At 49.7% G+C, this 23,840-nt stretch carries 24 protein-coding genes; all 24 read left to right on the top strand.

Annotated elements, in window-relative coordinates:
• Nucleotides 1-139 precede the first annotated feature (139 nt).
• The 24 genes from AC0WRU_RS00860 (at nucleotide 140) to AC0WRU_RS00975 (ending at nucleotide 23,687) form a co-directional block, all read left to right on the top strand.
• On the top strand, nucleotides 140-1,288 hold the full coding sequence (locus AC0WRU_RS00860) for a PucR family transcriptional regulator (RefSeq protein ID WP_476126852.1): 1,149 nt from the start codon (nucleotides 140-142) through the stop codon (nucleotides 1,286-1,288).
• Between the two features lie 103 nt (nucleotides 1,289-1,391).
• The gene (locus AC0WRU_RS00865) at nucleotides 1,392-2,516 is read left to right on the top strand and encodes an ABC transporter ATP-binding protein (protein ID WP_476126853.1); all 1,125 of its coding nucleotides are present in this window, start codon (nucleotides 1,392-1,394) and stop codon (nucleotides 2,514-2,516) included.
• Nucleotides 2,517-2,811: 295 nt separating this feature from the next.
• Nucleotides 2,812-3,750, top strand: a complete 939-nt coding sequence (hprK, locus tag AC0WRU_RS00870; protein ID WP_134911655.1) for an HPr(Ser) kinase/phosphatase — start codon at nucleotides 2,812-2,814, stop codon at nucleotides 3,748-3,750.
• 43 nt (nucleotides 3,751-3,793) lie between these two features.
• Nucleotides 3,794-4,852, top strand: coding sequence for a prolipoprotein diacylglyceryl transferase (gene lgt / locus AC0WRU_RS00875; RefSeq protein WP_476126854.1), 1,059 nt, complete (start codon nucleotides 3,794-3,796; stop codon nucleotides 4,850-4,852).
• Nucleotides 4,849-5,502, top strand: coding sequence for a pyrophosphatase PpaX (ppaX, locus tag AC0WRU_RS00880; RefSeq protein WP_476126855.1), 654 nt, complete (start codon nucleotides 4,849-4,851; stop codon nucleotides 5,500-5,502). The genes lgt and ppaX overlap by 4 nt, the downstream gene beginning before the upstream one ends.
• Complete coding sequence (locus AC0WRU_RS00885; protein WP_476126856.1) at nucleotides 5,499-5,993, top strand: acyltransferase; 495 nt, start codon at nucleotides 5,499-5,501, stop codon at nucleotides 5,991-5,993. Before ppaX ends, AC0WRU_RS00885 begins: the two co-directional genes overlap by 4 nt.
• A gap of 146 nt (nucleotides 5,994-6,139) precedes the next feature.
• Nucleotides 6,140-7,282 carry an acyltransferase gene (locus tag AC0WRU_RS00890; RefSeq protein ID WP_476126857.1) on the top strand — a complete coding sequence of 381 codons (1,143 nt, stop codon included), beginning with the start codon at nucleotides 6,140-6,142 and terminating at the stop codon, nucleotides 7,280-7,282.
• Between the two features lie 236 nt (nucleotides 7,283-7,518).
• Nucleotides 7,519-8,724, top strand: a complete 1,206-nt coding sequence (locus tag AC0WRU_RS00895) for an ATP phosphoribosyltransferase regulatory subunit (RefSeq protein WP_476126858.1) — start codon at nucleotides 7,519-7,521, stop codon at nucleotides 8,722-8,724.
• Nucleotides 8,721-9,365 carry an ATP phosphoribosyltransferase gene (gene hisG, locus AC0WRU_RS00900; protein WP_025683469.1) on the top strand — a complete coding sequence of 215 codons (645 nt, stop codon included), beginning with the start codon at nucleotides 8,721-8,723 and terminating at the stop codon, nucleotides 9,363-9,365. Before AC0WRU_RS00895 ends, hisG begins: the two co-directional genes overlap by 4 nt.
• A gap of 59 nt (nucleotides 9,366-9,424) precedes the next feature.
• Nucleotides 9,425-10,732, top strand: a complete 1,308-nt coding sequence (gene hisD / locus AC0WRU_RS00905; RefSeq protein ID WP_476126859.1) for a histidinol dehydrogenase — start codon at nucleotides 9,425-9,427, stop codon at nucleotides 10,730-10,732.
• Nucleotides 10,722-11,330, top strand: coding sequence for an imidazoleglycerol-phosphate dehydratase HisB (hisB, locus tag AC0WRU_RS00910; protein ID WP_025684758.1), 609 nt, complete (start codon nucleotides 10,722-10,724; stop codon nucleotides 11,328-11,330). Before hisD ends, hisB begins: the two co-directional genes overlap by 11 nt.
• A gap of 3 nt (nucleotides 11,331-11,333) precedes the next feature.
• On the top strand, nucleotides 11,334-11,963 hold the full coding sequence (gene hisH / locus AC0WRU_RS00915) for an imidazole glycerol phosphate synthase subunit HisH (protein WP_044645049.1): 630 nt from the start codon (nucleotides 11,334-11,336) through the stop codon (nucleotides 11,961-11,963).
• Between the two features lie 43 nt (nucleotides 11,964-12,006).
• Complete coding sequence (gene hisA / locus AC0WRU_RS00920) at nucleotides 12,007-12,738, top strand: 1-(5-phosphoribosyl)-5-[(5-phosphoribosylamino)methylideneamino]imidazole-4-carboxamide isomerase (protein WP_044645048.1); 732 nt, start codon at nucleotides 12,007-12,009, stop codon at nucleotides 12,736-12,738.
• Nucleotides 12,739-12,749: 11 nt separating this feature from the next.
• A complete protein-coding gene (gene hisF / locus AC0WRU_RS00925; RefSeq protein WP_025684761.1) occupies nucleotides 12,750-13,508 on the top strand; it encodes an imidazole glycerol phosphate synthase subunit HisF in 759 nt (252 codons plus the stop codon).
• Nucleotides 13,505-14,245: a bifunctional phosphoribosyl-AMP cyclohydrolase/phosphoribosyl-ATP diphosphatase HisIE gene (gene hisIE, locus AC0WRU_RS00930; RefSeq protein ID WP_476126860.1), complete on the top strand. Its 741-nt coding sequence runs from the start codon at nucleotides 13,505-13,507 to the stop codon at nucleotides 14,243-14,245. The genes hisF and hisIE overlap by 4 nt, the downstream gene beginning before the upstream one ends.
• A 36-nt stretch (nucleotides 14,246-14,281) precedes the next feature.
• Nucleotides 14,282-15,106 (top strand): histidinol-phosphatase HisJ, encoded by an 825-nt coding sequence (gene hisJ, locus AC0WRU_RS00935; protein ID WP_476126861.1) that lies wholly within the window; start codon nucleotides 14,282-14,284, stop codon nucleotides 15,104-15,106.
• 232 nt (nucleotides 15,107-15,338) lie between these two features.
• Nucleotides 15,339-17,120 carry a tetratricopeptide repeat protein gene (locus AC0WRU_RS00940; protein ID WP_476126862.1) on the top strand — a complete coding sequence of 594 codons (1,782 nt, stop codon included), beginning with the start codon at nucleotides 15,339-15,341 and terminating at the stop codon, nucleotides 17,118-17,120.
• Between the two features lie 39 nt (nucleotides 17,121-17,159).
• Nucleotides 17,160-18,113 carry a thioredoxin-disulfide reductase gene (trxB, locus tag AC0WRU_RS00945; protein ID WP_476126863.1) on the top strand — a complete coding sequence of 318 codons (954 nt, stop codon included), beginning with the start codon at nucleotides 17,160-17,162 and terminating at the stop codon, nucleotides 18,111-18,113.
• Between the two features lie 289 nt (nucleotides 18,114-18,402).
• Nucleotides 18,403-19,353 carry an ROK family glucokinase gene (locus AC0WRU_RS00950; RefSeq protein WP_025686033.1) on the top strand — a complete coding sequence of 317 codons (951 nt, stop codon included), beginning with the start codon at nucleotides 18,403-18,405 and terminating at the stop codon, nucleotides 19,351-19,353.
• Between the two features lie 52 nt (nucleotides 19,354-19,405).
• Complete coding sequence (rapZ, locus tag AC0WRU_RS00955) at nucleotides 19,406-20,305, top strand: RNase adapter RapZ (protein ID WP_025686034.1); 900 nt, start codon at nucleotides 19,406-19,408, stop codon at nucleotides 20,303-20,305.
• Between the two features lie 12 nt (nucleotides 20,306-20,317).
• Nucleotides 20,318-21,304 carry a gluconeogenesis factor YvcK family protein gene (locus tag AC0WRU_RS00960; protein WP_025686035.1) on the top strand — a complete coding sequence of 329 codons (987 nt, stop codon included), beginning with the start codon at nucleotides 20,318-20,320 and terminating at the stop codon, nucleotides 21,302-21,304.
• Between the two features lie 5 nt (nucleotides 21,305-21,309).
• The gene (gene whiA, locus AC0WRU_RS00965; RefSeq protein ID WP_476126864.1) at nucleotides 21,310-22,254 is read left to right on the top strand and encodes a DNA-binding protein WhiA; all 945 of its coding nucleotides are present in this window, start codon (nucleotides 21,310-21,312) and stop codon (nucleotides 22,252-22,254) included.
• Between the two features lie 136 nt (nucleotides 22,255-22,390).
• Complete coding sequence (locus AC0WRU_RS00970; protein ID WP_013368811.1) at nucleotides 22,391-22,660, top strand: HPr family phosphocarrier protein; 270 nt, start codon at nucleotides 22,391-22,393, stop codon at nucleotides 22,658-22,660.
• Nucleotides 22,661-22,928: 268 nt separating this feature from the next.
• On the top strand, nucleotides 22,929-23,687 hold the full coding sequence (locus AC0WRU_RS00975) for an SIMPL domain-containing protein (protein ID WP_476128525.1): 759 nt from the start codon (nucleotides 22,929-22,931) through the stop codon (nucleotides 23,685-23,687).
• The last annotated feature ends 153 nt before the right edge of the window (nucleotides 23,688-23,840 follow it).

The raw sequence follows: 23,840 nt of genomic DNA on the forward strand, positions 1-23,840 counted from the left end.
TGACTTTTTTTGTATGCATTTTTGCATGGATTTAGGTTATGTTTCTTACTAGCTTTTTTATTTTAAGGTATCGGCAGGTTATAATAGGTTCATTATGTTCGCTTAGAGGTTATTCTAAAAAAAGTGAAGTGGTGATCGCGTGGCTTTGGATACAGGATGGATACAGCAACAGCTTCAGAATATTATTCAAGCACCTTTTACTATACTGCCTTGGTGTCCGGAAATGATTGCAGAAGGTCAGCCAGCAGAATCAGCTGTACCGGATAAGTCGTTTGTACGTGATAGCAAAATATATTTTCCGTTCCGTGCGGTAGCAGGAGAATTGGCTGCCTTTGCGGTAGAGGCAAAGCGTTTGACGGATCGTGAACGGAAGCTGATTGAGGCGCTACTCTGGAACATGGAGCAATTCTGGCAGGATGGGACGGGGACGCAACGGCCCGATAATCCGGTATATGCTGAGGAAGAACGAATGAGGCGTTTTGGACAGTGGCTCATACAGCAGGCTGGCAACCTACAGAATGAAGAAGAGGTTCCTGATGAGTTGGAGCTTCGGGATTCGCTGTCGGCGTATATGGTTCCCATTGTACTGACTGGTGAAGGAACACAGGGGGGCGCTATTGCTTACACTCAGCTACATCGATTGTTAGCCAGTTATTTTGGAGGGAATGTGCTGCTTACTCCACTGGATGAACAGTCTTGGCTGATTATGGCTAAAAAGGAACTACTGTTGGGAGCAGAAGACGATCGGGATAAGGATGTCGAAACCAGGGATGCGGATTTTACGGAATCGCTGGAGGAGGTTCTTACGGCTTTCAGCCTGGGTTTATACGAGCTTATCGCAAATGAGTGGGTAGGTGTATTTCATTTGGCGGTATCCAAGCCGTCTATACTATTGGAAAGTCTTTCCAAAGAGCTGAATTTGTTATGGGAGACGATCCATCTCGGCAAAATTTTTCATGTAACAGAGCACATCCACTTTTCATGGGAGTTGCATTTGGAGAGGTTATTAAACCGTATTCCGAAGGAGCAACGCGTGCAATTTTTGGAGCAGGTTGTGCGGTCGTCCGTCATATTGGAGGATGCTGAAACGATGGCTACATTGGATATCTTTTTTCAACTGGATTGTAATGTGAGTGAGACGGCTAAGCGCCTATATGTGCATCGAAATACGTTGATTTACCGTTTGGACAAGATCAAACAGGAGACCGGATTGGATGTGCGGACGTTTAATGATGCGGTTTTGGTCAAGCTTTTTCTACTATTGTACAAAGTGACAAAAAGGAAATAGCATTTTTGTGCAGTTTGCGAATAGCCACGCAGTGGGTACTAGGGTAAGATACAAGTAAGAAATGTATTCGATTTCAAAACTTGATCTTGGGGAGGCAAAAGCTATGGCTGGTGTACGCTTAGAGCATATTTTCAAAAAATACCCGGGTGCAGATAAAGCTACGGTTGTTGATGTCAATTTGGACATTCAAGATAAAGAATTCCTCGTATTGGTCGGTCCTTCCGGTTGTGGTAAATCTACTACGCTCCGTATGATCGCTGGTCTGGAAGAAATCTCGGACGGCAAATTGTACATTGGAGATCGTGTCGTGAATGACGTAGCTCCAAAGGATCGCGATATTGCGATGGTTTTCCAATCCTATGCCTTGTATCCGCATATGAACGTATACCAAAACATGGCTTTTGGTCTGAAGCTCCGCAAGGTGAAGAAAGACGAAATTGATAAGCGTGTACGTGAGGCGGCTAAAATCCTGGATATCGAGCATCTGCTGGATCGCAAGCCGAAAGCGCTGTCAGGTGGTCAACGTCAGCGTGTTGCCTTGGGACGTGCGATTGTACGTGACCCACAAGTGTTCTTGATGGATGAGCCATTGTCCAATCTGGATGCCAAACTGCGTGGTCAGATGCGTGCGGAAATCACGAAGCTGGCTAAACGTCTGGAAACGACTGTTATCTACGTAACGCATGACCAGGTCGAAGCGATGACGATGGGTGACCGGATTGTTGTTATGAAGGATGGCATTATTCAACAAGCTGCATCCCCGGATGAGTTGTACAACCGTCCAGTAAATCTGTTCGTAGCTGGTTTTATCGGCTCTCCTACGATGAACTTCATCACAGGCAAGCTGGCTGAGAAGGACGGCGCAATGTATTTCACTGCACCAGGTCTGGATCTGTTCGTGCCTGAAGGTAAGGGACAGATTTTGAAAGCCAAGGGTTATGTCGGTAAAGAAGTTATCCTGGGTATCCGTCCTGAGGATATTCATGAAGAACCTGTATTTTTGGAGGCTTCTCCGAATACGATTTTTATGTCCACTGTGGATGTTACCGAAAATCTCGGTCATGAAATGCTGTTGTACCTGAGTGGTGCCGGAAATGATACGATTATTGCCCGTGTAGACGGACGTTCCAATACTCGTGATGGTGTCAAAGCGAAGTTGGCTGTCGATATGAACAAGGTTCATTTTTTTGATAAGGAATCAGAATTGAGCGTTCTGGTTGGCGAATAAGATCAACCGATGAAAGAGAGCTGCAGTTTCCCGGCCGGGGAAAGGCGGCTCTTTTTGTATATCCCATACAGCTTCCAGCTTTGGCATTGCATTCAATGGAAAATTCCGATACGATGGGTACATTGGTATGGGTCTGGGTTCAGCATGAACACAGGTGACCCGAAATGATGCTGAAAAGGTAAGGCTTGAGCTGGCACAGGATGAGCTGGCGATGGGCTGAATGGTTGATAGGGTGACGCTACATAAATAAAATCACGTATAGAATCCGGTCATGCAGGATGAAGGGGAGAATACGATGGCTAAAAAGGTAAAGGTATCTGAGCTTGTACAGCAATTTCAAATGGAGGTTATTTCCGGTGAGAAAGGTCTGCGCAGGCTGATCACGGTGGATGATTTGAATCGTCCAGGGCTGGAGATGGCCGGGTATTTTGAATACCACACACAGGAGCGGGTGCAGCTTTTGGGAAGGTCTGAGCTGGCTTTTCTCGGTATGCTTCCTCCTGAGGAAAGAAAGGATCGGATGCAGCGTCTATGTACGGAGCTGACTCCGTGTATCATCATCACACGCGGTCTGGAAGTACCCGCAGAACTAGTGGAGGCAAGCGCTGAGCGGGATGTCCCTGTATTGCGAACTAATATGGCCACGACGATTTTATCAAGCCGCATTACGGGTTTTCTTGAAAGAAAGCTGGCTCCTACGGCCACTATTCATGGTGTATTGTGTGATGTGTACGGTGTAGGTATGCTTATTACGGGCAGTAGCGGCATTGGTAAAAGTGAAACAGCGCTGGAGCTGGTTAAACGCGGTCATCGTCTGGTAGCAGATGATGCAGTGGAAATCCGGCAAACGTCCGATTTTCAGTTGCATGGTACGGCGCCGGAACTGATTCGTCACCTGCTGGAAATTCGCGGCGTGGGCATCATTAATGTGATGACGCTGTTTGGCGCAGGTGCAGTTCGTAACAACAAGCGGATTACGCTGGTTGTCCGTCTGGAGGCATGGCAGCAGGACAAGCAGTATGACCGTCTTGGTTTGGATGAAGAAACGACACGTATTATTGACACGGATGTTCCGCTCGTTACGATTCCAGTTCGTCCAGGCCGAAATTTGGCCGTTATTATTGAGGTGGCGGCAATGAACTATCGTTTGAAGCAAATGGGCGTGAATGCAGCTCTGCAATTTACGAACAAGCTGACGGCTACAATTTCTGAAGATATGGAAGATATGGATTAAGGTTGAGTCGTTTGCAAGGAAGAACAAGGAGTGAGAGAAACATATGTCAACGGCAACATTACTGCTGAATCCGATTGCTTTTTCAATCGGGGCAATTAAGGTCCATTGGTACGGGCTTATTTTGGGGCTGGCGGCGCTTGTGGGTTTATATCTCGCCATTCGTGAAGGTAAAAGATTTGGCATTCCGCAGGAATTTTTTATGGATATGCTGCTGTTGGGTGTTCCCTCGGCTATTATTGGAGCGCGTATTTATTATGTAGCCTTCAAATGGGAAGATTATCGAGATAATCTATGGGATGTTTTCAAAATCTGGAATGGCGGTATTGCGATATACGGTGCATTGATCGGCGCGATTATATGTGCAGTCATCTATTTCCGCTATAAGGGTTATAATTTCTGGCGGATTGCCGATATTTGTGCGCCGGGTCTGCTGATCGGTCAAGCGATTGGACGCTGGGGTAACTTTGTCAATCAGGAAGCCTACGGTGGACCGACGGAAGAAGCGTTTTTGCGGAATCAACTGCATCTGCCGGATTTCATTGTAAATCAGATGAACGTTAACGGGGTGTTTCACCATCCCACATTCCTGTATGAATCCCTGTGGAGTATTGTAGGTGTGATTCTGCTGCTCGTTATTCGACGTATGAAATTTGTACGTGCAGGCGAAATGTTTGCGTTTTACTTCATTTGGTACTCGATTGGCCGTTTTTTCATCGAGCGTGTACGGACGGATAGTTTGGCTTTTCAGGGACCAGACTGGCTGGCTTCCTTTGTGAATGCTTTGTGGTCTCCTATGGTATGGCTGGGGTTTGAACCAGGGCATCTGGACCCGAGTTACGGTAATGTACGGATCTCGCAACTGCTCCCTATTTTCATTGTTGTAGCTGCTGTGATTTTCATCGTGGTTCGTCGTCGTAAGGGTGCATCTGTTCCGAAATATAGCGATCCGATTGTCTCCAGCAAGGTAGGAGTCGATCAGGTACCTGACGTCACGCCGGAACAGGCTTCCCGCCCGGGTCAAGATACGATTCCTCCCACAACGGCTGCGCCGGATAAGCTACACAAGGAAGACATGGACGGGGACAAGAAGGAGCATCTATGATAAATACGGTTTTATTCGACTTGGACGGTACGATTATGGATACGAATGAGCTGATTATCAACTCATTTCTGCACATTTTGAATCACCCGGGCGCTGACCCGCTGACACGGGAGCATATTATCCCTCATATGGGCGGAACGCTGGATGACCAGCTTCGTACGTTTTCGGGATTAAAGGATGTGTCTGAGCTAGTTAAAGGCTATCGTGCTTATAACTTGCTTCATCACGATCAAATGGTGAAGCCATTTCCGTATGTCATCGAGGTTATTCAGGAGTTGCGTGCGCGGGGAATCAAGCTGGGGATTGTGACGACTAAAATACGTCCTTCTACGATTCGTGTGCTTGATCTGTTCGATATGACCTCCTCTATGGATTATATCGTGACGGTAGACGACGTACAGCACCCGAAGCCGCACGCAGAACCTGTGCTTAAGGCGCTGGCTGGCTTGAACGCCAAAGCGGAGCATACGTTGATGGTTGGAGACAGTTCCTTTGATATTCTATCGGCTCAAGCCGCAGGTGTGAAATCGGCGGGTGTAGCCTGGTCGCTCAAGGGTGAGGAAACTCTACGGGGCTATGGACCGGATTACATTTTGCATGATATGCGGGATTTACTGAAGCTGGAGCTTCAAGGTGTCGATGTATCGTGAGGAAGGTTGACCGCTATCCCGTGGAAGGCCCCAATGCGCTGTGGCAGATTTACCGGACGGTAAGCCGCTGGAAAGGGATTAAAAACTTTGTTTTTATACAGATCGCCCGGTATTGTCCCGTGCTATCCTGGAAGAATGTCATTTACCGCAGAGTGCTCGGGATGAAGGTAGGGCAGCATGCGGCCTTCGGCCTGATGGTGATGGTAGATGTTTTTTTTCCGGAGCATATTACCATAGGGGACAATTCGGTGATTGGATATAACACGACTATACTGGCTCATGAATACCTCATACAGGAGTATCGTATCGGTAAAGTGGTAATCGGGGATCACGTGCTGATCGGCGCGAATACAACCATTTTGCCGGGTGTCACCATTGGTGACGGAGCTATAGTAGCGGCCGGAGCGGTCGTGCATAAAGACGTGCCTGCAGGAGCATTTGTAGGTGGCAATCCGTTGCGTGATTTAAAACGCACTGGTGTGGATGAGTAGTAAATAGCACAACAAGAAAGGCCCCTTATGTATTAAGGGGTCTTTCTTGAGCTGTTTTTCTGTATAATAAATGGGGTAATGCATGTTAGTTATGTTTAAAACTTGATAATAGACATATTTGCAAGGCGATATGGGAGCGTGTTGATTTGGCCAAAAAAGAACGTATACCAGAGCTTGATATTTACCGGGGAATATTGATCGCAGCCGTGATTACGATTCATGCGACTTCAATGGCATTGATTGATGCGCGTCACTCCCTGTTGTTTTATCCATTTTTATTTTTAAATGTGTTCAGTAGCTTTGCGGTGCCAGCATTCATTTTTGTGAGCGGGTTTGTTCTGTTTTACAATTATGTGGATAAGCCGCTTCGTGGCAAGAATATGCTGGTGTTTTTTCGGAAAAGGTTGATGTTTATTGTGTTGCCATATGTTTTATTCTCCCTTATCTACTATTTGACCTTGGTGGCACGTGGGCTGATGCCGCTCAGTGATCTTCCGCTTGTGCTGTTAACGGGAAAGGCGTACACGCATTTGTATTATGTCATCATCATAATCCAATTTTATTTGGTCTTTCCGCTGTTGCTGTGGGGAGTGCAGCGTTTACGCCATTGGATATCGAGTCCGCGGAGAGCAGCTTTAGTCATTTTGACAGTAGGGTTAGTCATTCAATGGGGGTTTGTACTGCTGAACAAATACGTTTGGCAAGAGGAAAGAGGAAGTCTTGCGATTACGTATATCAGTTATTTTGCCTTGGGTGCAGCTGTCGCGATTGGATATGAAGAGTTTAAAAAGTGGTTTTTTCCGGTGTCAGGTACGGCAGTTGGTCGCGGTCAGTTGATCAGTTGGTATGGTTTGTGGGCGGCTTGGCTGTTGCTGGGCATAGTCTATGTGCAGATATGGTTTGTAGCGTATCGGGAAGCGATCTATACAGATTCGTTGATCTATGAGTTGTTACGTAATGCACATGCTCTTGTATCTGCGCTGGTGCTGTTTCAGTTCTCGGCTTTCTTATACCGTCACGCTAACTATACGTTGCGAACTTGGGTCAGTTGGCTGGGTGCCTGTTCCTTCGGTATTTATTTGCTCCATCCGGCGCTCTTGCGCGTGTATCGTAAGCTGAATTTGCACGGAACACCGGTAGAATATATCTTTTCTGTTGCCGGAGGTTGGCTGTTAGCGCTGTTTGGCTCATGGCTGATTGTGACGCTGTGTTTCCGTTATGTACCTTATTCCTGGGTCGGCCTGGGCACAGTTCCAAAGTTTCCGTCCCGGAGAAAGGTGAACAGGTGAGTGGTTGAATATGTTGATATGACTGTTGGCTGAAAGGCTGACAGTCTTTTTTTAGGATTCATGAATTATGCAATGGATAAAATAAATAGAGGGAGATCGTTTCGCAATGCGGCTCTAAAAATGGGCTGCCCATTCGGTTGACGTTCGCAGGCAGAGCATGATAATATATCGAATATACTTTAGTTTATTAGCACTTTACCATGATAAAGATATTGTGAAATCATGAGGTGATAGAGATGACCAAGCCAAAAGGATTTGAAATCCCTGCAGGGGTTCGGGATTATCTTCCGCGTGCGGTGTCGAAGCTGCGGGCGATTGAATTGAATGTACTGGAATGCATGGAGCGTTGGGGCTACCGTCAGATTATGACGCCTACGATGGAATACTACGATACGGTGGGTGTGGCTAGTTCTACTTCGGATCGGAAGTTGTTCAAGCTGCTCAATAACCGGGGAACCACGCTGGTGCTGCGTTCTGATATGACTGCGCCGATTGCACGTGTGGTATCATCGCTGTTGAAGGAAGAAGAAGTGCCGCTCCGGCTCTCCTATCACGCAAATGTATTTCGGGCGATTGAGGAAGAGGCGGGAAGAGAAGCGGAATTCTTCCAGACGGGTGTGGAGCTGGTGGGCGATGACTCGCCCGAGGCTGACGCGGAGGTGGTGGCGCTGGCGATTGCATCATTGCAGGCGGCAGGGGTGTCCTCTTTTAAAATTGCCATGGGGCATGTGGGATTCCTGAACGGTCTGTTCGAGGAAATCATTCCGGGTCGTCAGGCTGAACAGCAAGCGCTAAAGGAGCTGTTATTGAACCGTGATGTGGTGGGCTACCGGACAGCGATTGAAGCTTTGGGTTTGCCTGCCGAACATCGGGATAAGCTGGAGGCTATTCTCCGGCTTCGCGGGGGCAAAGAAATTTGTGAGCAGGCTACCCGTCTTAGCATCGAGCAGCAGACGATTCAATCCATTGCGCATCTGTGCGAGGTTTGGGAAGTGCTGGAGAGTTACGGCGTGTCTGAGCATGTGCTAATTGACCTTACTATGATCGGAGACTTTTCATATTATACAGGAATGACTTTTGAGGGCTATGCGGCGGAAATCGGATTCCCCGTATGTAATGGAGGGCGCTATGACAATCTGCTACAGCAGTTTGGCCGTTCCGTTCCTGCCACAGGATTCGCGTTGAAGACGAACCGGATTGTCGATGGTGTGGACGGTATTCAGATCGAGGCGAAGCGCCCGGTCCTCATTCGTTATGATGCGCAGGGACGTAGAGAGGCGTTATCCGCCGCTGCACAGCTTCGTGAAGCAGGACGGACTGTGGTGACAGGGCTGAGTGGTGGGCCTGAGGATCGCCGCCGCGAGCAACAGGACTTGTACGCAGAGGTTTACAGCTACACAGTCGAAGAAAGACAACCGGTACAAGGGAGGGAATTGCCATGACGGAGACGTTGAAGGTAGCCATGCCGAAAGGACGGATTTATAAGCAGGCTTCTGAGCTGTTTCGTCGAGCGGGGGTTCCTATTCCAGTAGATGTGGATGATACGCGCAGGCTGGTTATTCCGCTGCCTGAACTGGGAATGGAGTTTATTATGGCGAAGCCGGTCGACGTTCCTACGTATGTGGAGTACGGAGCTGCGGATATCGGCATTGTAGGCAAGGATGTTTTGCTGGAAGAGAACAAGGATGTGTATGAGCTGCTTGATCTGGGAATTGCCCGTTGCCGAATGTCAGTCATTGCTTTGCCGGATTGGCAGCCGGGTATTCGTCAGCGGGTGGCTACGAAGTATCCGAATGTGGCTTCCCAGTATTTTCGGGAGCAAGGCCAGCAGGTGGAGGTTATCAAGCTGAATGGTTCTATCGAGCTGGCACCGCTAATCGGATTGGCAGACCGGATTGTCGATATGGTGGAAACAGGACAGACCTTGAGAGAGAACGGATTGGTCGAGCAGATCAGTATTTTGGATATTACGAGTCGGCTGATTGCCAATCGGGTCAGCTACCGGATGAAAAATGGTCCGATTCAGGCGTTGTGTGACCGACTGCATCAGGTAATTCCGACTACGGTGGCACCCAGGGACTAAGGTAAAGGCCAATGGTTAGGAGAACAATCTGCAATCTGCAAGCAAGGGGGAAGGGACAAATGAAGATCGTATCAGCCCGTGATTTCAATCTCCAGCGGGAGGTAGATTACGGTACACCTGAGCAAAATGAAGCCGTTCGTGCAATTATCCGTTCGGTACGGCAGGAGGGAGATGCGGCTGTCCTGCGGTATACGGAATCGTTCGATGGTGTATCGCTGACGGCGGAGCAGCTCCGTGTGACGGAGGAAGAATTGAAGGCGGCATATGACAAGGTTGAGCCTTCTTTTTTGCAGGCGATTCGGGAGGCGGCGGACAATATCCGTACTTTTCATACGAAGCAAAAACGTAATTCGTGGATGGATTTACAACCGGATGGCAGCTTGCTGGGTCAGATTATCCGACCGTTGAAGCGGGTAGGCGTGTATGTTCCGGGCGGTAAAGCAGCTTATCCGTCCTCGGTGCTGATGAATGTGATTCCGGCTCAGGTGGCTGGTGTACCGGAGATCGTCATGGTGACACCCCCGGCAACAGGCGGCAAGGCGGGAATTGATCCATATACAATGGTAGCTGCGGCAGAGGCGGGTGTGACAGAAATGTACCGGGTTGGCGGAGCCCAGGCGATTGCGTCTCTCGCTTACGGGACAGATCGTATTGAACCGGTCGATAAAATTTGCGGCCCCGGCAACATTTATGTAGCGCTGGCGAAGCGTGAGGTGTACGGTGCGGTGGATATCGACAGTATTGCAGGACCAAGTGAAATTGTCGTACTGGCTGACGATACGGCGAACGCCTCTTATGTAGCGGCTGACCTGCTCTCGCAGGCAGAACATGACGAAATGGCCTCGGCCATTCTGGTTACGCCCTCGCAACGCTTGGCAGAAGAAGTATCAGCCGAGGTACAGCGCCAGTTGGCGGAGCTGCCACGCAGAGATATTGCTGCTGCATCGGTTGATGCCTATGGAGCGATTATTGTCGTGGACACTTTGCATGAGGGGATCCAGATTGTGAACAAGCTTGCCCCGGAGCATTTGGAAATCATGACAGAGAATCCGATGGAGCATGTGGGTCTGATCGAAAATGCGGGAGCGATTTTCCTGGGAGCGTACAGCTCGGAGCCGATAGGCGATTATTTTGCCGGGCCTAATCACATTATTCCGACCAATGGAACTGCGCGGTTCTCTTCTCCGGTCGATATTGATGATTTTATCAAGAAGTCGAGTATGATCTATTACAGCAAGGAAGCGCTGCTGCGCAATGGAGAGACGATTATGCAGCTTGCCCGGCATGAAGGGCTGGAAGGCCACGCAAGGGCGATACAGGTTCGATTGGACAATGAGAAGAAGGCGGTGGATGGCGATGGGGAATGAAAATAACGGTGCAGGACGTACAGGTAGCGTCAGCCGGAAGACGAACGAAACGGATATTCAGCTATCTTTTGCGGTAGACGGCACAGGGCAAACCGAAATCGAAACAGATGTCCCTTTTCTGAATCATATGCTGGATTTGTTCACCAAGCACGGACAATTTGACCTGAACGTACAGGCCAGAGGGGATGTTGACATCGACGATCACCATACCGTAGAGGACATTGGTATCTGTCTGGGGCAAACCTTGCTGGAATCGTTAGGTGATAAAAAAGGAATCAAGCGCTATGCCAGCGTCTTTGTACCGATGGATGAGGCGCTCGCGCAGGTCGTCATTGATCTTAGTAACCGACCGCATTTTGAGTATCGTGCGGAGTATCCGTCACAGCAGGTAGGGAGCTTTTCGACGGAGCTGGTGCATGAATTTCTGTGGAAATTCGCGTTGGAGGCTCGTATGACGCTGCACGTCATTGTTCACTACGGGCAAAATACCCACCATATGATCGAGGCGGTGTTCAAGGCACTGGGACGTGCACTGGATGAAGCGACATCCATTGACCCGCGGGTGACGGGAGTGCCTTCGACGAAGGGAGTGCTGTAGTCCATGTCCATTGCTATTGTGGATTACGGCAGAGGCAATCTGCATAGTGTGAGCAAGGCGGTTGAGCGTCTTGGCTATGAGGCTGTAGTAACAGGAGATGCGAAAGTGATACGTTCCGCCAGCGGTGTGATTTTGCCGGGTGTGGGGGCGTTCGGAGACGCTATGGAGCATTTGCGTTCCAGTGGCTTGGATCGGGTCATTCAGGAGGTCGCGAGCGCTGGACAGCCGTTGCTCGGCGTTTGCCTGGGGATGCAGTTGTTGTTCACTCGTGGCGAAGAATATGGCAGCCATGAGGGGCTGAATATTTTGCCGGGAGAGGTCGTGCGCTTTGCTCCTGATCTGGGTGTGAAGGTGCCTCATATGGGCTGGAATCGTCTGCGCATGACGCAGCCGGAACATCCGTTGGTGCAAGGCTTGGAGGAAGGGCATGTGTATTTTGTGCATTCTTATCATGCCAAGCCGGAGGTAGAAAGCGATTTGTTGGCGGTGACCGATTACGGCGGGCCGGTGACAGCTATCGTGGGCAGAGGCCATGTATACGGTATGCAGTTCCATCCAGAGAAGAGTGGGGAAATGGGAATGCGACTGCTTCGTCAGTTTTTGGAATTGGCAGAGGCGGAAAAGCGAGCGTAATTACACATAGGTTTTTTTGAATAGCTCACAAGGGGGTCATACTTTGTTCACGATATATCCGGCGATTGATATTCGCGATGGCAAATGTGTACGGCTGGTGCAGGGTGATTATAACCAGGAGACGATATACAACGAAAATCCGGTAGAGGTGGCCCGCGAATGGGAACGCTTGGGCGGCTCCTACATTCATCTTGTCGATCTGGACGGTGCGAAAGCGGGTCAACCTGTGAATGATGAGCTGATTGGACGCATCGCGTCTGCGGTGCAGGTACCTGTACAGGTGGGCGGTGGCTTGCGTACACGCGAGCATGTGGAACGGCTGTTGTCACTGGGCGTGAGCAGGGTGATTTTGGGCACGGCGGCGATTGAGGACCGTGCTTTTACGGAAGCGGTGTTGGGTACCTATGGTGACCGGATCGCGATCGGTCTGGATGCGCGAAATGGCTATGTAGCGACACGAGGGTGGCTCGAAACCTCGGAGGTGCGGGCGGATGAACTCGCGGCTGAGCTGGCCTCCAAGGGCGCGGAAACGTTCATTTTTACGGACATTTCCCGCGATGGAATGATGCAGGGTCCGAATGTAGAGGCGATCGTGGCACTTGCGAAAAGCAGTGGACGCACCGTAATTGCTTCCGGTGGTGTCAGCAAGATGGACGATCTGATTACGTTAAGTGCCTATGCACAAAAAGGTGTAGGCGGCGCTATTGTGGGTAAGGCATTGTATACAGGTAGCATTGATTTACAGGTCGCCGTACAAGCTGTAGCAAAGGCATAGGGGGGGTAGGCATGCTGGCTAAACGTATTATTCCCTGCCTGGACGTAAAGGATGGCAGGGTAGTTAAGGGCGTCAATTTTGTGAATTTACGCGATGCAGGCGATCCGGTAGAACTGGCGGCGCTTTATGACCGGGAAGGCGCAGACGAAATCGTATTTCTGGATATTTCCGCTTCGGTTGAAGGTCGCGCCACTATGGAAGAGGTGGTTCGTCAGACAGCGGGGGAAATTGCCATTCCCTTCACCGTGGGCGGCGGGATATCCCATGTCGATGATATGAAGCGCATCCTGCGTGCAGGGGCGGATAAAATCGGCATTAATACGGCGGCCGTTCGTAACCCTCAGCTTATTGCGGAGGGTGCGCGCAGCTTTGGCTCACAATGCATCGTGGTTGCGATTGATGCCAAGTACAATGAGGCGTGGGGCGAGTGGGAAGTATATACGCACGGAGGCCGCACGCCATCCGGTATCCGTGCCTTGGCATGGGCCAAGGAGGCTGAACGGCTGGGGGCAGGCGAAATTCTGTTGACCAGCATGAATGCGGACGGAACCAAGGATGGTTTTGATCTGCCGCTGACCTCTGCGGTGTCGGATACCGTAGGTATTCCGGTCATTGCTTCCGGTGGAGCGGGGAAGCAGGAGCATTTTTATGACGTGTTTACGGCGGGTAAAGCGGATGCTGGCTTAGCGGCAACCATTTTTCACTATAAAGAAATAGGAATTCCCGAGCTGAAACGGGATTTGAAGCGCAGAGGAGTGGAGATACGATGAGCAACGAATTGAACCAGCAGCTATCTCTGGAACAGGTATTGGATAATATCCGCTGGAATGAAGCGGGACTTGTCTCAGCGATTGTGCAGGATGATGCCACGCTTCAAGTATTGACGCTGGCCTATATGAATCGAGAATCGCTGAAGCTTTCTCTGGAATCGGGAGAGACGTGGTTTTGGTCCCGTTCCAGACAGGAGCTGTGGCACAAGGGGGCAACCTCGGGGAATACGCAAAAAATCACCTCCATCCAGTTGGATTGTGACGGTGACGCTCTGCTCGTCCGTGTCATTCCGAATGGTCCTGCCTGCCATACCGGAGCAACGAGTTGCTTTTTCCGTGATATTTCCGCACCAGGAACGGCTGTGGCTCCTGCTTCGGAAAATGCCGGGGGCCAAGCGTCGGCGGCGACTCAAACGGGCACGACTCATGCTGCAACAGACCGCTTTGAGGTGCTTGCCCAGTTGGAAGCAATCATTAAGGAGCGGGAAGTGACACGTCCTGAAGGGGCCTATACGACCTACCTTTTTGACAAAGGCGTGGATAAGATTCTGAAAAAGGTTGGCGAAGAAGCATCCGAGACGATCATTGCCGCCAAGAATAAGGATAATGAGGAGCTTCGTCTGGAGGTCAGCGATCTGATTTATCACTTGCTGGTACTGTTACAGGAGCGCAAACTACCGCTGGATGATGTGCTGGCTGAGCTGAACCGCCGTCATGAGCGTCCCCGTCGTGATTAAAATGGGTGATGCAGCGCTGAAAGAGGGGAGAGCCGCATGAAAATTGACTATCATACGCATCATGCCCGCTGCGGACATGCGATAGGAAATCTGGAAGAGTATGTGCAGCAGGGTATTCGGCTGGGGCTGGATCAGCTTGGCTTGTCCGATCACATGCCGCTATTGCATGTTAACCCGGCCGACTATTACCCGGAGATGGCGATGCCTATGGAAGAGCTGCCCCGATATGTGGAAGAATGTCTGGAATTAAAGGAACGCTATAAGGGACAGATTGACATTCGTGTCGGCTTGGAAGGCGACTACATCGAGGGCTGGGAACGGGAAATCGAAGACATCATCACCGCATATCCGTGGGATTATGTGATTGGCTCCGTACATTTTCTTGGGGAGTGGGATGTAACGGATTTCCGACAGGTACACCATTGGGAAGGCAAAAATGTGCTGGAGGTGTACCGGACTTATTATGATGCGGTTTCCAAAGCGGCAGCTACCGGTTTGTATGACATCATGGGGCATCTGGATGTCATTAAGCGTTTCGGCCACTATCCGAAGCCGGAGGAAGCGGAGGAGCTGCGTGAACTGGAGCACTCTGTACTCTCGGCCGTTGCCCGCAGCGGGCGGGCGATGGAGCTGAATGCATCGGGGCTATCCAAGCCCTGTGCAGAGATGTTCCCGAGCCGCCGCATGCTGGAGGAGGCATTGTCGCTAGGCATTCCGCTGACGGTAGGCTCGGATGCTCATGATCCGGCGAAGCTGTCCGAGCATTTGGAGAAGGCGCGCGCGCTTCTGCATGAGGTCGGATATCGTGAGCTTGCCGTATTCCGGCAGCGTGAGCGCTCGTCCGTGCCGTTGATGCTTTGAGGTCTATGTTCTGCCTAATATATAGCTCAATAATCTGCCGAACGTTGCCTTTTTACACATGAAGGCGCGTGCGGCTATTTGGCTTATCCACTCATTTTCCAGCGGATGGGTCAGGACAGGGTTCCGTTTTTTTGGGATGAGGTATACCCTACTGTCAAGTCGTTTTATAGTTGTGGTATACTGAAGGGTATGAACATGCCAGTTACAGTTAAAGGAGGTGCCTTTGTTATTTATGAAAGGGAAACATCTGCGAGCTTCGGGACCTAGCCCTAAGATTATTGTTTTGCGTTTCGACGCATCTTTCTTTTTTGAGAAAGCTGTGCGCTCGCTTGATCGCAATCATTATGACAAGGCATTGAAATATTTTCGCAAAGCCGTTGAATATGAACCGGATAATCCGGTGAATCATTGTAATATGGCGGGTATATTATCAGAGATGGGGGATTATGCAGGTTCGAATGAGATCCTGTCCTCTGTTCTGAGCGACGTAGACCCGTCGATGACAGAGTGTTACTTCTATATGGCGAATAATTACGCCAATATGGAGCAGTTTGAAGAAGCGGAGAAAGCCTTGGTCACGTATTTGGAGGAGGACGAAGAAGGACAGTTTCTCGATGAAGCCGAGGAAATGATGGAGCTGCTCTATTATGAGCTGGACCGTCCAACCAAGCTGAACCGCATTAAGGCCCGGCAGGGAGTGGTCGAGCATGATCAGGCCCGTGTCTTGCTGGAGGAAGGGAAGTTTGCTCAGGCGGCCCAATTGCTTAAGCAAATTTCAGAGGAACAGCCGGACATGTTCGCTGCGCGGAACAATCTGGCGCTGGCGTATTACTACATGGGACTGTTTCAAAATGCGAAGACTACCATTCTTCGGGTGCTGGAGGATGAACCGGGTAATTTGCATGCGTTGTGCAACCTGGCGATCTTTTATCAGCATGAGGGCGGAGGTCCGGAATTGGATCGTCTGATTCAAACGTTGACGGTCACCATACCATTTCAGGAGGAGCAGGTATTCAAGCTGGCTACTACGATGGGGATTCTCGGACGCCATGAGGAGGCCTACAGACATTTTCGCAGGTTGCTTCAAGGTGACGGAGAGAATAATGATGACGCCTCCCTGTACCATTATACGGCGGTGGCTGCCAGCAATACGGGAAGATATGCGGAGGCCCGGCGGTTGTGGGGTCATTTGCAAAAGCAGGATGCTTCCTCGGAAGTTCCGCGGTTTTTCCTGTCCCGGCTGGAGGAGCTCCAGCAGGAGGGTACACCGCTACAAGTGCTCAGCTACCATTACCACCTCCCCTTTGAGGAACAATTCCGCATGTGGGAGAAGTTCGGAGCTGACCAGGTGCCTGACAGCATGAAGCGGGACCCGTTAATCCGGTCTTCCTTCTTCTGGGCGTTACGCCACGGTGATCGAGCGACCCAGCTTCAAGTCATTCAGGCGCTAAGCCTGATCGGTGACGATGAGGTGCGACAGGCATTGGAGTCCTTCATAGAAGACCCGGATCAGGAAGGCGAGTTGAAACGGCGCGCCTTGCAAGTGCTGCAAGAGCTGACGGAGCCGCCAGTTAAGGGCATACAGGAGACAAATCAGGAAACGGAACGACTTCTGCGACCAGAGTCAGAGAAGGTTCACCACGTATCCGAAGATAAGGTGTCTGCCCATTCAACTGTCCACCCGGAATGGCAGGCAGTGCTGGATAAGGTACTTGCCGTTATGAGCAAGCCGTCTGATCCGGTCATGCAACGCGATTTGAGGTCACTTTGGCTGGAATATCTGGATCGGCTTGCCCCGGAAGTCCCGATTGTTCAGCATACTGAGGGATGGGCAGCGGCGCTGGAATACCTGACAGCCAAAATGCATCATCATTCGGTGACCTATCAGGAAGTAGCTGACCGTTATGGAATTTCCGTATCGACCGTAAGTCGCTATGCACGCCAGATTGACAGCGTGTGCGGTATCAAGCAGAAGATGAAACAGCCGATCTCCACGTTTAAAAAGCGGGTCTGAGACCTGCTCTAAACACCACTTAAGGGAGGCAACAAACGTATGTATAAATCCATAATTATTGGTACAGGTCCTGCAGGCTACACAGCCGCTATTTATTTGGCGCGCGCGAACATGAATCCACTGATCATTGAGGGAATGCAGCCCGGCGGGCAGCTTACCACAACGACCGAAATTGAAAATTTTCCGGGTTTTGAGCAAGGCATCCTCGGACCTGAGTTGATGGATAACATGCGCAAGCAGGCCGAACGCTTTGGCGCTGAATTTACTTCCGGCTGGGTAGAGGAAGTGGATTTCAGCAAGCGCCCTTTTAAAGTGAAGGTAGAGGGAAAAGGCATCATTGAGGCGGAGTCAGTGATTATTGCTACAGGCGCGTCCGCTAGGTATCTCGGTATTCCGGGTGAGCAGGACAATGTAGGACGCGGAGTCAGCACTTGTGCGACCTGCGACGGCTTCTTTTTCCGTGGGAAAAAGATCATTGTAGTAGGCGGAGGCGATTCGGCCATGGAGGAAGCGAGCTTCCTGACCCGGTTTGCCTCCAGTGTAACCTTGGTTCACCGTCGCGATGAGATGCGGGCATCTAAAATTATGCAGGATCGCGTACGGGAAAATGAAAAAGTGCATTGGGCGTTAAATCGGACTCCTTTGGAGGTCGTAACGGGAGAAACGGGATTAAAGGGCTTGAAGGTACACAATAATGAGACGAACCAGGATGAGCTGATCGAAGCAGATGGTGTGTTCGTGGCCATCGGACATACGCCTAATACGGGCTTCCTGAACGGTCAACTCAGTACAGACGATCATGGTTATATTCAAGTGAAGCCAGGAACGACAGAAACGAAGATTCCCGGGGTATTTGCCTGCGGGGATGTGCAGGATAGCCGTTACCGTCAAGCCATTACGGCTGCGGGAACGGGCTGTATGGCGGCTATGGACTGCGAGAAATATCTCGAAGGTAGCGCTGTTCATGACTGGAGCAAAACACTGGATCAATAAAGAAAGCTACAGGATACAACATGGCTAAGGTGAGGGCGATTGATAGGCCCTGTTAAGCCGTGCCTTGGATTCAGGAAGAGAAAGCCTGCTGCATCTGCACAGGCTTTCTCCTTTTTATGGATGATGAGACCTGAAGTTCCGCTAATCCTGCGCTTTCCAACAGGGAAGTGTCCTTGACCGTAACCGGGGCTTCAATTATAGTTGGAACGTAGGTAATTATTATGAAGTCAAGATTTTAATCATATATTTCATACACAGTTTTTAAGTAAACATAAAGGTGGCTTGGAACATGTCTGAAAGTATCTATGTGGGTGTCGATTTGGGCGGTACGGCAATTAAGGTGGGCATTTGTAATGAAGACGGACAGCTTTTGCACACATACGAAGGACCAACGGAAACAGCTAAGGGCGTAGACGTTGTGATCAGCAATATCGAAAAATATGTGCGGCACATTGTTGAGCAATCTCCCTATGAATGGGATCAACTGAAGGGTGTCGGAGCGGGCGTTGCCGGTTTTACGAATGTTCGCGAAGGTATTATAGTCCTCGCTCCCAATATTGGCTTTCGTGACGTACCGATCCGTGCACTGTTGGAGGAACGGATTGGCAAGCCTGTAAAAATAGACAATGATGCTAACGTCGCTGCACTTGGCGAGGCTTGGGCCGGGGCGGGCAAAGGCATAGAAAACTGCGTATGTTATACCCTGGGAACGGGTGTAGGCGGTGGTATTATTATTAATGGTAAAATATATCAAGGTTTCTCAGGCATGGCTGGAGAAATTGGTCATATGAGCGTCGTACCGGATCTGGAGGCCATTCAGTGCGGGTGCGGCAAAATGGGTTGTCTGGAAACCGTATCTTCTGCAACGGGCATTATCCGTATGGCAAATGACGCTGTGGAACGTGGAGATCGGACTTCCCTGGCGCTGGAAGCTCAAATCGCCGCCAAGGAAGTATTTGATGCGGCCAAGGCCGGGGATGAGGTCGCGCTGCGTATTGTGAAGCGGGCTGCCTTTTATCTGGGAAAATCTATGGCAGCGGTTGCCACCGTGTTAAACCCGGAGCTGTTTATTGTAGGCGGGGGTGTTTCCAAAGCGGGTGATTTCTTGTTCGAAGAGATGCGTCTGGTATTTGCCAAACTGGCACCTGAGCCGCTCCAGCAAGGGGTATCTATTGTTCCGGCATCGCTTGGCAATGACGCAGGTATCGTAGGAGCAGCCGGTTTGCTGCTGCGCTCCTGATCCATAGGGTACATGACATAGAGCGAAGAAGCAAAAGGAGAGGGAAGTCCATATGACAGACAACCTAAAAAACGCTGCGCCGTGGGCAACACTCATTATTATTACGGGAATGTCAGGCGCAGGGAAGACCATTGCAGTGCAAAGCCTGGAAGACTTGGGCTTCTTCTGCGTTGATAATTTACCGCCTGTGCTGATTCCCAAATTTGCTGAATTAATTGAACAGTCCAACGGTAAGATAGGCAAAGTGGCGCTGGTGATTGACTTGCGCGGGCGAGAATTTTTCACGGCCTTGTCGGAATCATTGAACTATATTAAGGATCATTTTACGATTCATTGTGAAATTTTGTTCCTGAATGCCAATGACGGTGTTCTCGTACAGCGATACAAGGAAAGCCGTCGTCGCCACCCGCTTGCTCCGGATGGTATGCCTCTGGACGGAATTCGACTAGAGCGCAAAATGTTGGAGGAGCTGAAAAGCTCGGCAACACAGGTTATTGATACAAGTGTGATGAAGCCTGCAACTTTAAAGGCGCGGATTATTTCCCGGTTTTCTCATCTGGGGAGCAGCATGCTTTCCGTAAACATTACCTCTTTCGGCTTCAAATATGGTATTCCCATTGATGCCGATCTTATATTCGATGTGCGTTTCCTGCCCAATCCTCACTATGTGGATCAATTGCGGCCACACACCGGACAGGACAGCGATGTGTATGATTATGTTATGAAATGGCCTGAGACTCAGGCATTTCTGACCAAACTGTTGGATATGTTACATTTTTTGATTCCGCAATACCGCAAGGAAGGCAAGAGTCAGGTCATTATCGGTATCGGCTGTACCGGCGGTAAGCATCGTTCTGTCGCGATATCTGAATATTTAGGAAAAATGCTGGGTGCCAGTGAAACAGAATCGGTTTCTGTTTCACATCGGGATGCTGATCGCGACCGGCATTAAAGAGGTGAAAACATGAAAGAGACCGGATCACAACGGGAGCGCCCTCGTATTGTTGTTATGGGCGGCGGAACCGGCTTGTCCGTCATGCTGCGGGGGTTGAAACAAAAGCCGCTGGATATTACGGCTATTGTTACAGTCGCTGACGATGGTGGAAGCTCCGGGATATTGCGCAGTGAGCTGCAAATGCCCCCTCCGGGGGATATTCGTAATGTGCTGACTGCACTGGCTGATGTAGAGCCGGTGATGTCCGATATGCTGAAATACCGTTTCGGCGCAGGATCAGGCTTGGCAGGCCATAGTCTGGGCAACCTGATTTTGGCGGCGATGACCGATATATCAGGAGATTTTGTGACGGCGGTGCGTGAGCTTAGCCGTGTATTTGCTGTACGGGGGCGTGTGCTGCCGGCGGCTGAAGAAGGTGTTGTACTGAGCGCCGAAATGGAGGATGGCACGGTGGTTACCGGTGAATCCAAAATCCCGGAAGCGGGCGGCAGAATCAAACGAGTTTTTCTTGAACCGACTCACGTGGAGCCGTTGCCTGAGGCTGTAGAGGCCATTAATGAGGCCGATGCGATCCTGATTGGTCCTGGCAGTCTGTACACCAGCATTTTGCCTAATCTGCTTGTACCGAAGCTTGCAGAGGCTGTAGTGAAATCAGACGCCATCAAAATATTCGTCTGCAACGTTATGACTCAGCCGGGCGAAACGGATGGATATACCGTGGGAGACCACTTACAGGCTATTTATGAGCATGTAGGGCATCATTTGTTTGATTATGTAATCGTCAATAATGGAGAAATTCCGCCCCAGGTACAGGAAATGTATGCCGAGCAGGGAGCCAAGCCGGTTCAAGTAGACATGGGAGAACTGACTGACCGGGGGTATAAAGTGGTGGCAGATACGCTTGTTCTGTTCCGCACCTATTTACGGCACGATGCCGACAAACTGAGCCAGCACATTTACCAATTGGTACAAAACTGGATATTAAGAAGGAGGTGAGTCCCTTGTCCTTTGCGGCACAAACAAAAAAAGAGCTTACGATGATCGAGAGCCAGCCCTGCTGTGAGAAAGCAGAACTATCTGCGCTCATACGCATGCTCGGATCCGTACAGCTGTCCAATAAAAGGGTGACATTGGATGTATCCACAGAAAATGCCGCGATTGCAAGGCGGATTTACTCCTTGATCAAAAAGCATTTTCAAGTTCATATCGAGCTGCTTGTACGGAAAAAAATGCGTCTGAAAAAAAATAACGTGTACATTGTCCGCATTCCAAGCGGTGTACAAGAGCTCTTGAAGGATCTTTACATCGTATCAGAAGGGTTCTTGTTCACGGACGGGATTAGTCGGGATATCATTCGGAAAAACTGTTGTAAGCGGGCTTATTTGCGTGGCGCTTTTATGGCAGGTGGCTCTGTGAACAATCCGGAGGGATCGTCTTACCATCTGGAGATTTCCTCGATGTATGAGGAGCATTGCCAGGCGCTGGTCGATCTGGCGAATGAGTTTCATCTGAATGCCCGCTGCATTGAGCGAAAAAAAGGCTTTATTCTCTATATCAAGGAAGGCGAAAAGATCATTGAGCTACTCAGCATCATTGGCGCGCATCAGGCTTTGTTCAAATTTGAGGATGTCCGCATCATGCGCGATATGCGCAATTCCGTAAACCGGATTGTTAATTGTGAAACGGCTAATCTAAACAAGACGATTGGAGCTGCTGTCCGGCAAATTGAGAATATCAAGCTGCTGGAGAGGGAAGTCGGGCTGGATACGCTGCCAGATAAGCTGCGAGAGGTGGCGGAAATTCGTCTCGCCCATCCTGACTTGAATTTGAAAGAAGTCGGGGAGATGCTCAAAGGGGTCGTGAGTAAATCGGGGGTAAATCATCGACTTCGTAAAATTGATGAGATGGCTGACAAAATCAGGGGAGAAAACGGCCTGATTCCGTAAAAAGAGTGTCCGTGGGGCTTTCAGCCCCGTTTTTTTTAGTTTTTTTTCTAGTGTCTGTCCCGGGTTAATGTTATAATGTGATAAATAAAATGGAGTAAGTAGTGTCCAGATTTATTTGATGAGGGGGTAAGCTAACATGTCAAAACATCCGGTAGTGGTACGCTTGAAAACAGGACTGCACGCCAGACCTGCTGCGTTGTTCGTACAGGAAGCGAATAAATATTCATCTGAGATTTTTGTGGAAAAAGAAGACAAAAAGGTTAATGCCAAGAGTATCATGGGTATTATGAGCCTTGCCATCAGTACAGGTACTGAAATTAACATTAGTGCTGAAGGCGCGGACGCCGAGCAGGCTGTAAACGCTTTAGTAAGTCTGGTTAGTAAGGTAGAGCTGGAAAATCAATAAACAAACATCTGCTTTGTGATATGGTAAATGCTCTTAGTGAAAGCCCCTTTGGGGCTTTTTTTGTATCCGGAAAAACAGAGTGGTCAATCCCCTGCTGGGCTGCTCTAATGGGGTCTTTTTGAATACCACCGCTGTGTTTGGCCCAAGCTACAAGTAATTTACATCCTGTGGTGGTACTCTGTTCGGAAATATGGTGCCTAACTGCAACCTTTTCCCTTTGTTTCCGTCTGGAAGGTACACACATCATCAAGAAAAGAGGGCGAATATGATGAAACATTGGACGAAAGCTGCAAATACAGCAATTCTGGCAGGAGCATTATTGGCAGGAGTAGTAGCGGGAGGATTATGGACAGGAGCAGATCGCGCCTATGCCGCGTCAGCATCTACGACGGTAAGCAGTGTAATTAATGTGAGTGGTAGCGGGGAGGTATTGGTTAAACCCGATATTGCCTATTTATCCATCGGCGTACAATCTGAAGGAAATACAGCAGCCGCTGCCCAAAAAGCCAACGCCGCTAAAATAAGTAAGGTCACACAACTGCTGAAAGAAAAGTGGAGCATCCGTGCGGACGACATTCAGACGAGCCAGTTCTACGTGCAGCCTAACTATACCTACGACGAAAAAGCTGGACAGAAGCTTAAAGGCTATATTGCCAACCATACACTTTCCGTTAAATACCGTGATTTGGATAAAATCGGTCAATTGCTGGATGGGGCCACACAGTCTGGAGCGAACAACGTAGATAACGTGCGTTTTTCAGTAGAAAACTCTTCAGCTTATGAAGAAGAAGCCATTGCCAAGGCGTTGGGAAATGCTCAATCCAAAGCAAATGCTGTAGCCAAGGCAACTAAACGTGGGCTTGGAACTCTCTTGAACGTAACGGTAGATGGGGGAGATGCCCAAATCTTCACACAACGAGAGGCTGCTATGAGTAAAGCACTCTTGGATACAAGCGGTGGAACAGAGATACAATCGGGTCAAGTGACTGTGAAGGTCCAAGTATCGGCACAATACGAATTGAACTAACGTACAGATTATAACGAAGCTACAAGTGCCCTGCTTTATTTGCAGGATGACTTGCTGGCTTTTTTATATGTCGAAACTATTTTGTAATGAGTCTGTAATAGCTGGGCCCCCTAGATGTACAGATTGAAATCGGAGAGTGTACAGATTGTAAAC

It is taken from the genome of Paenibacillus sp. 1-8, from assembly GCF_056316205.1.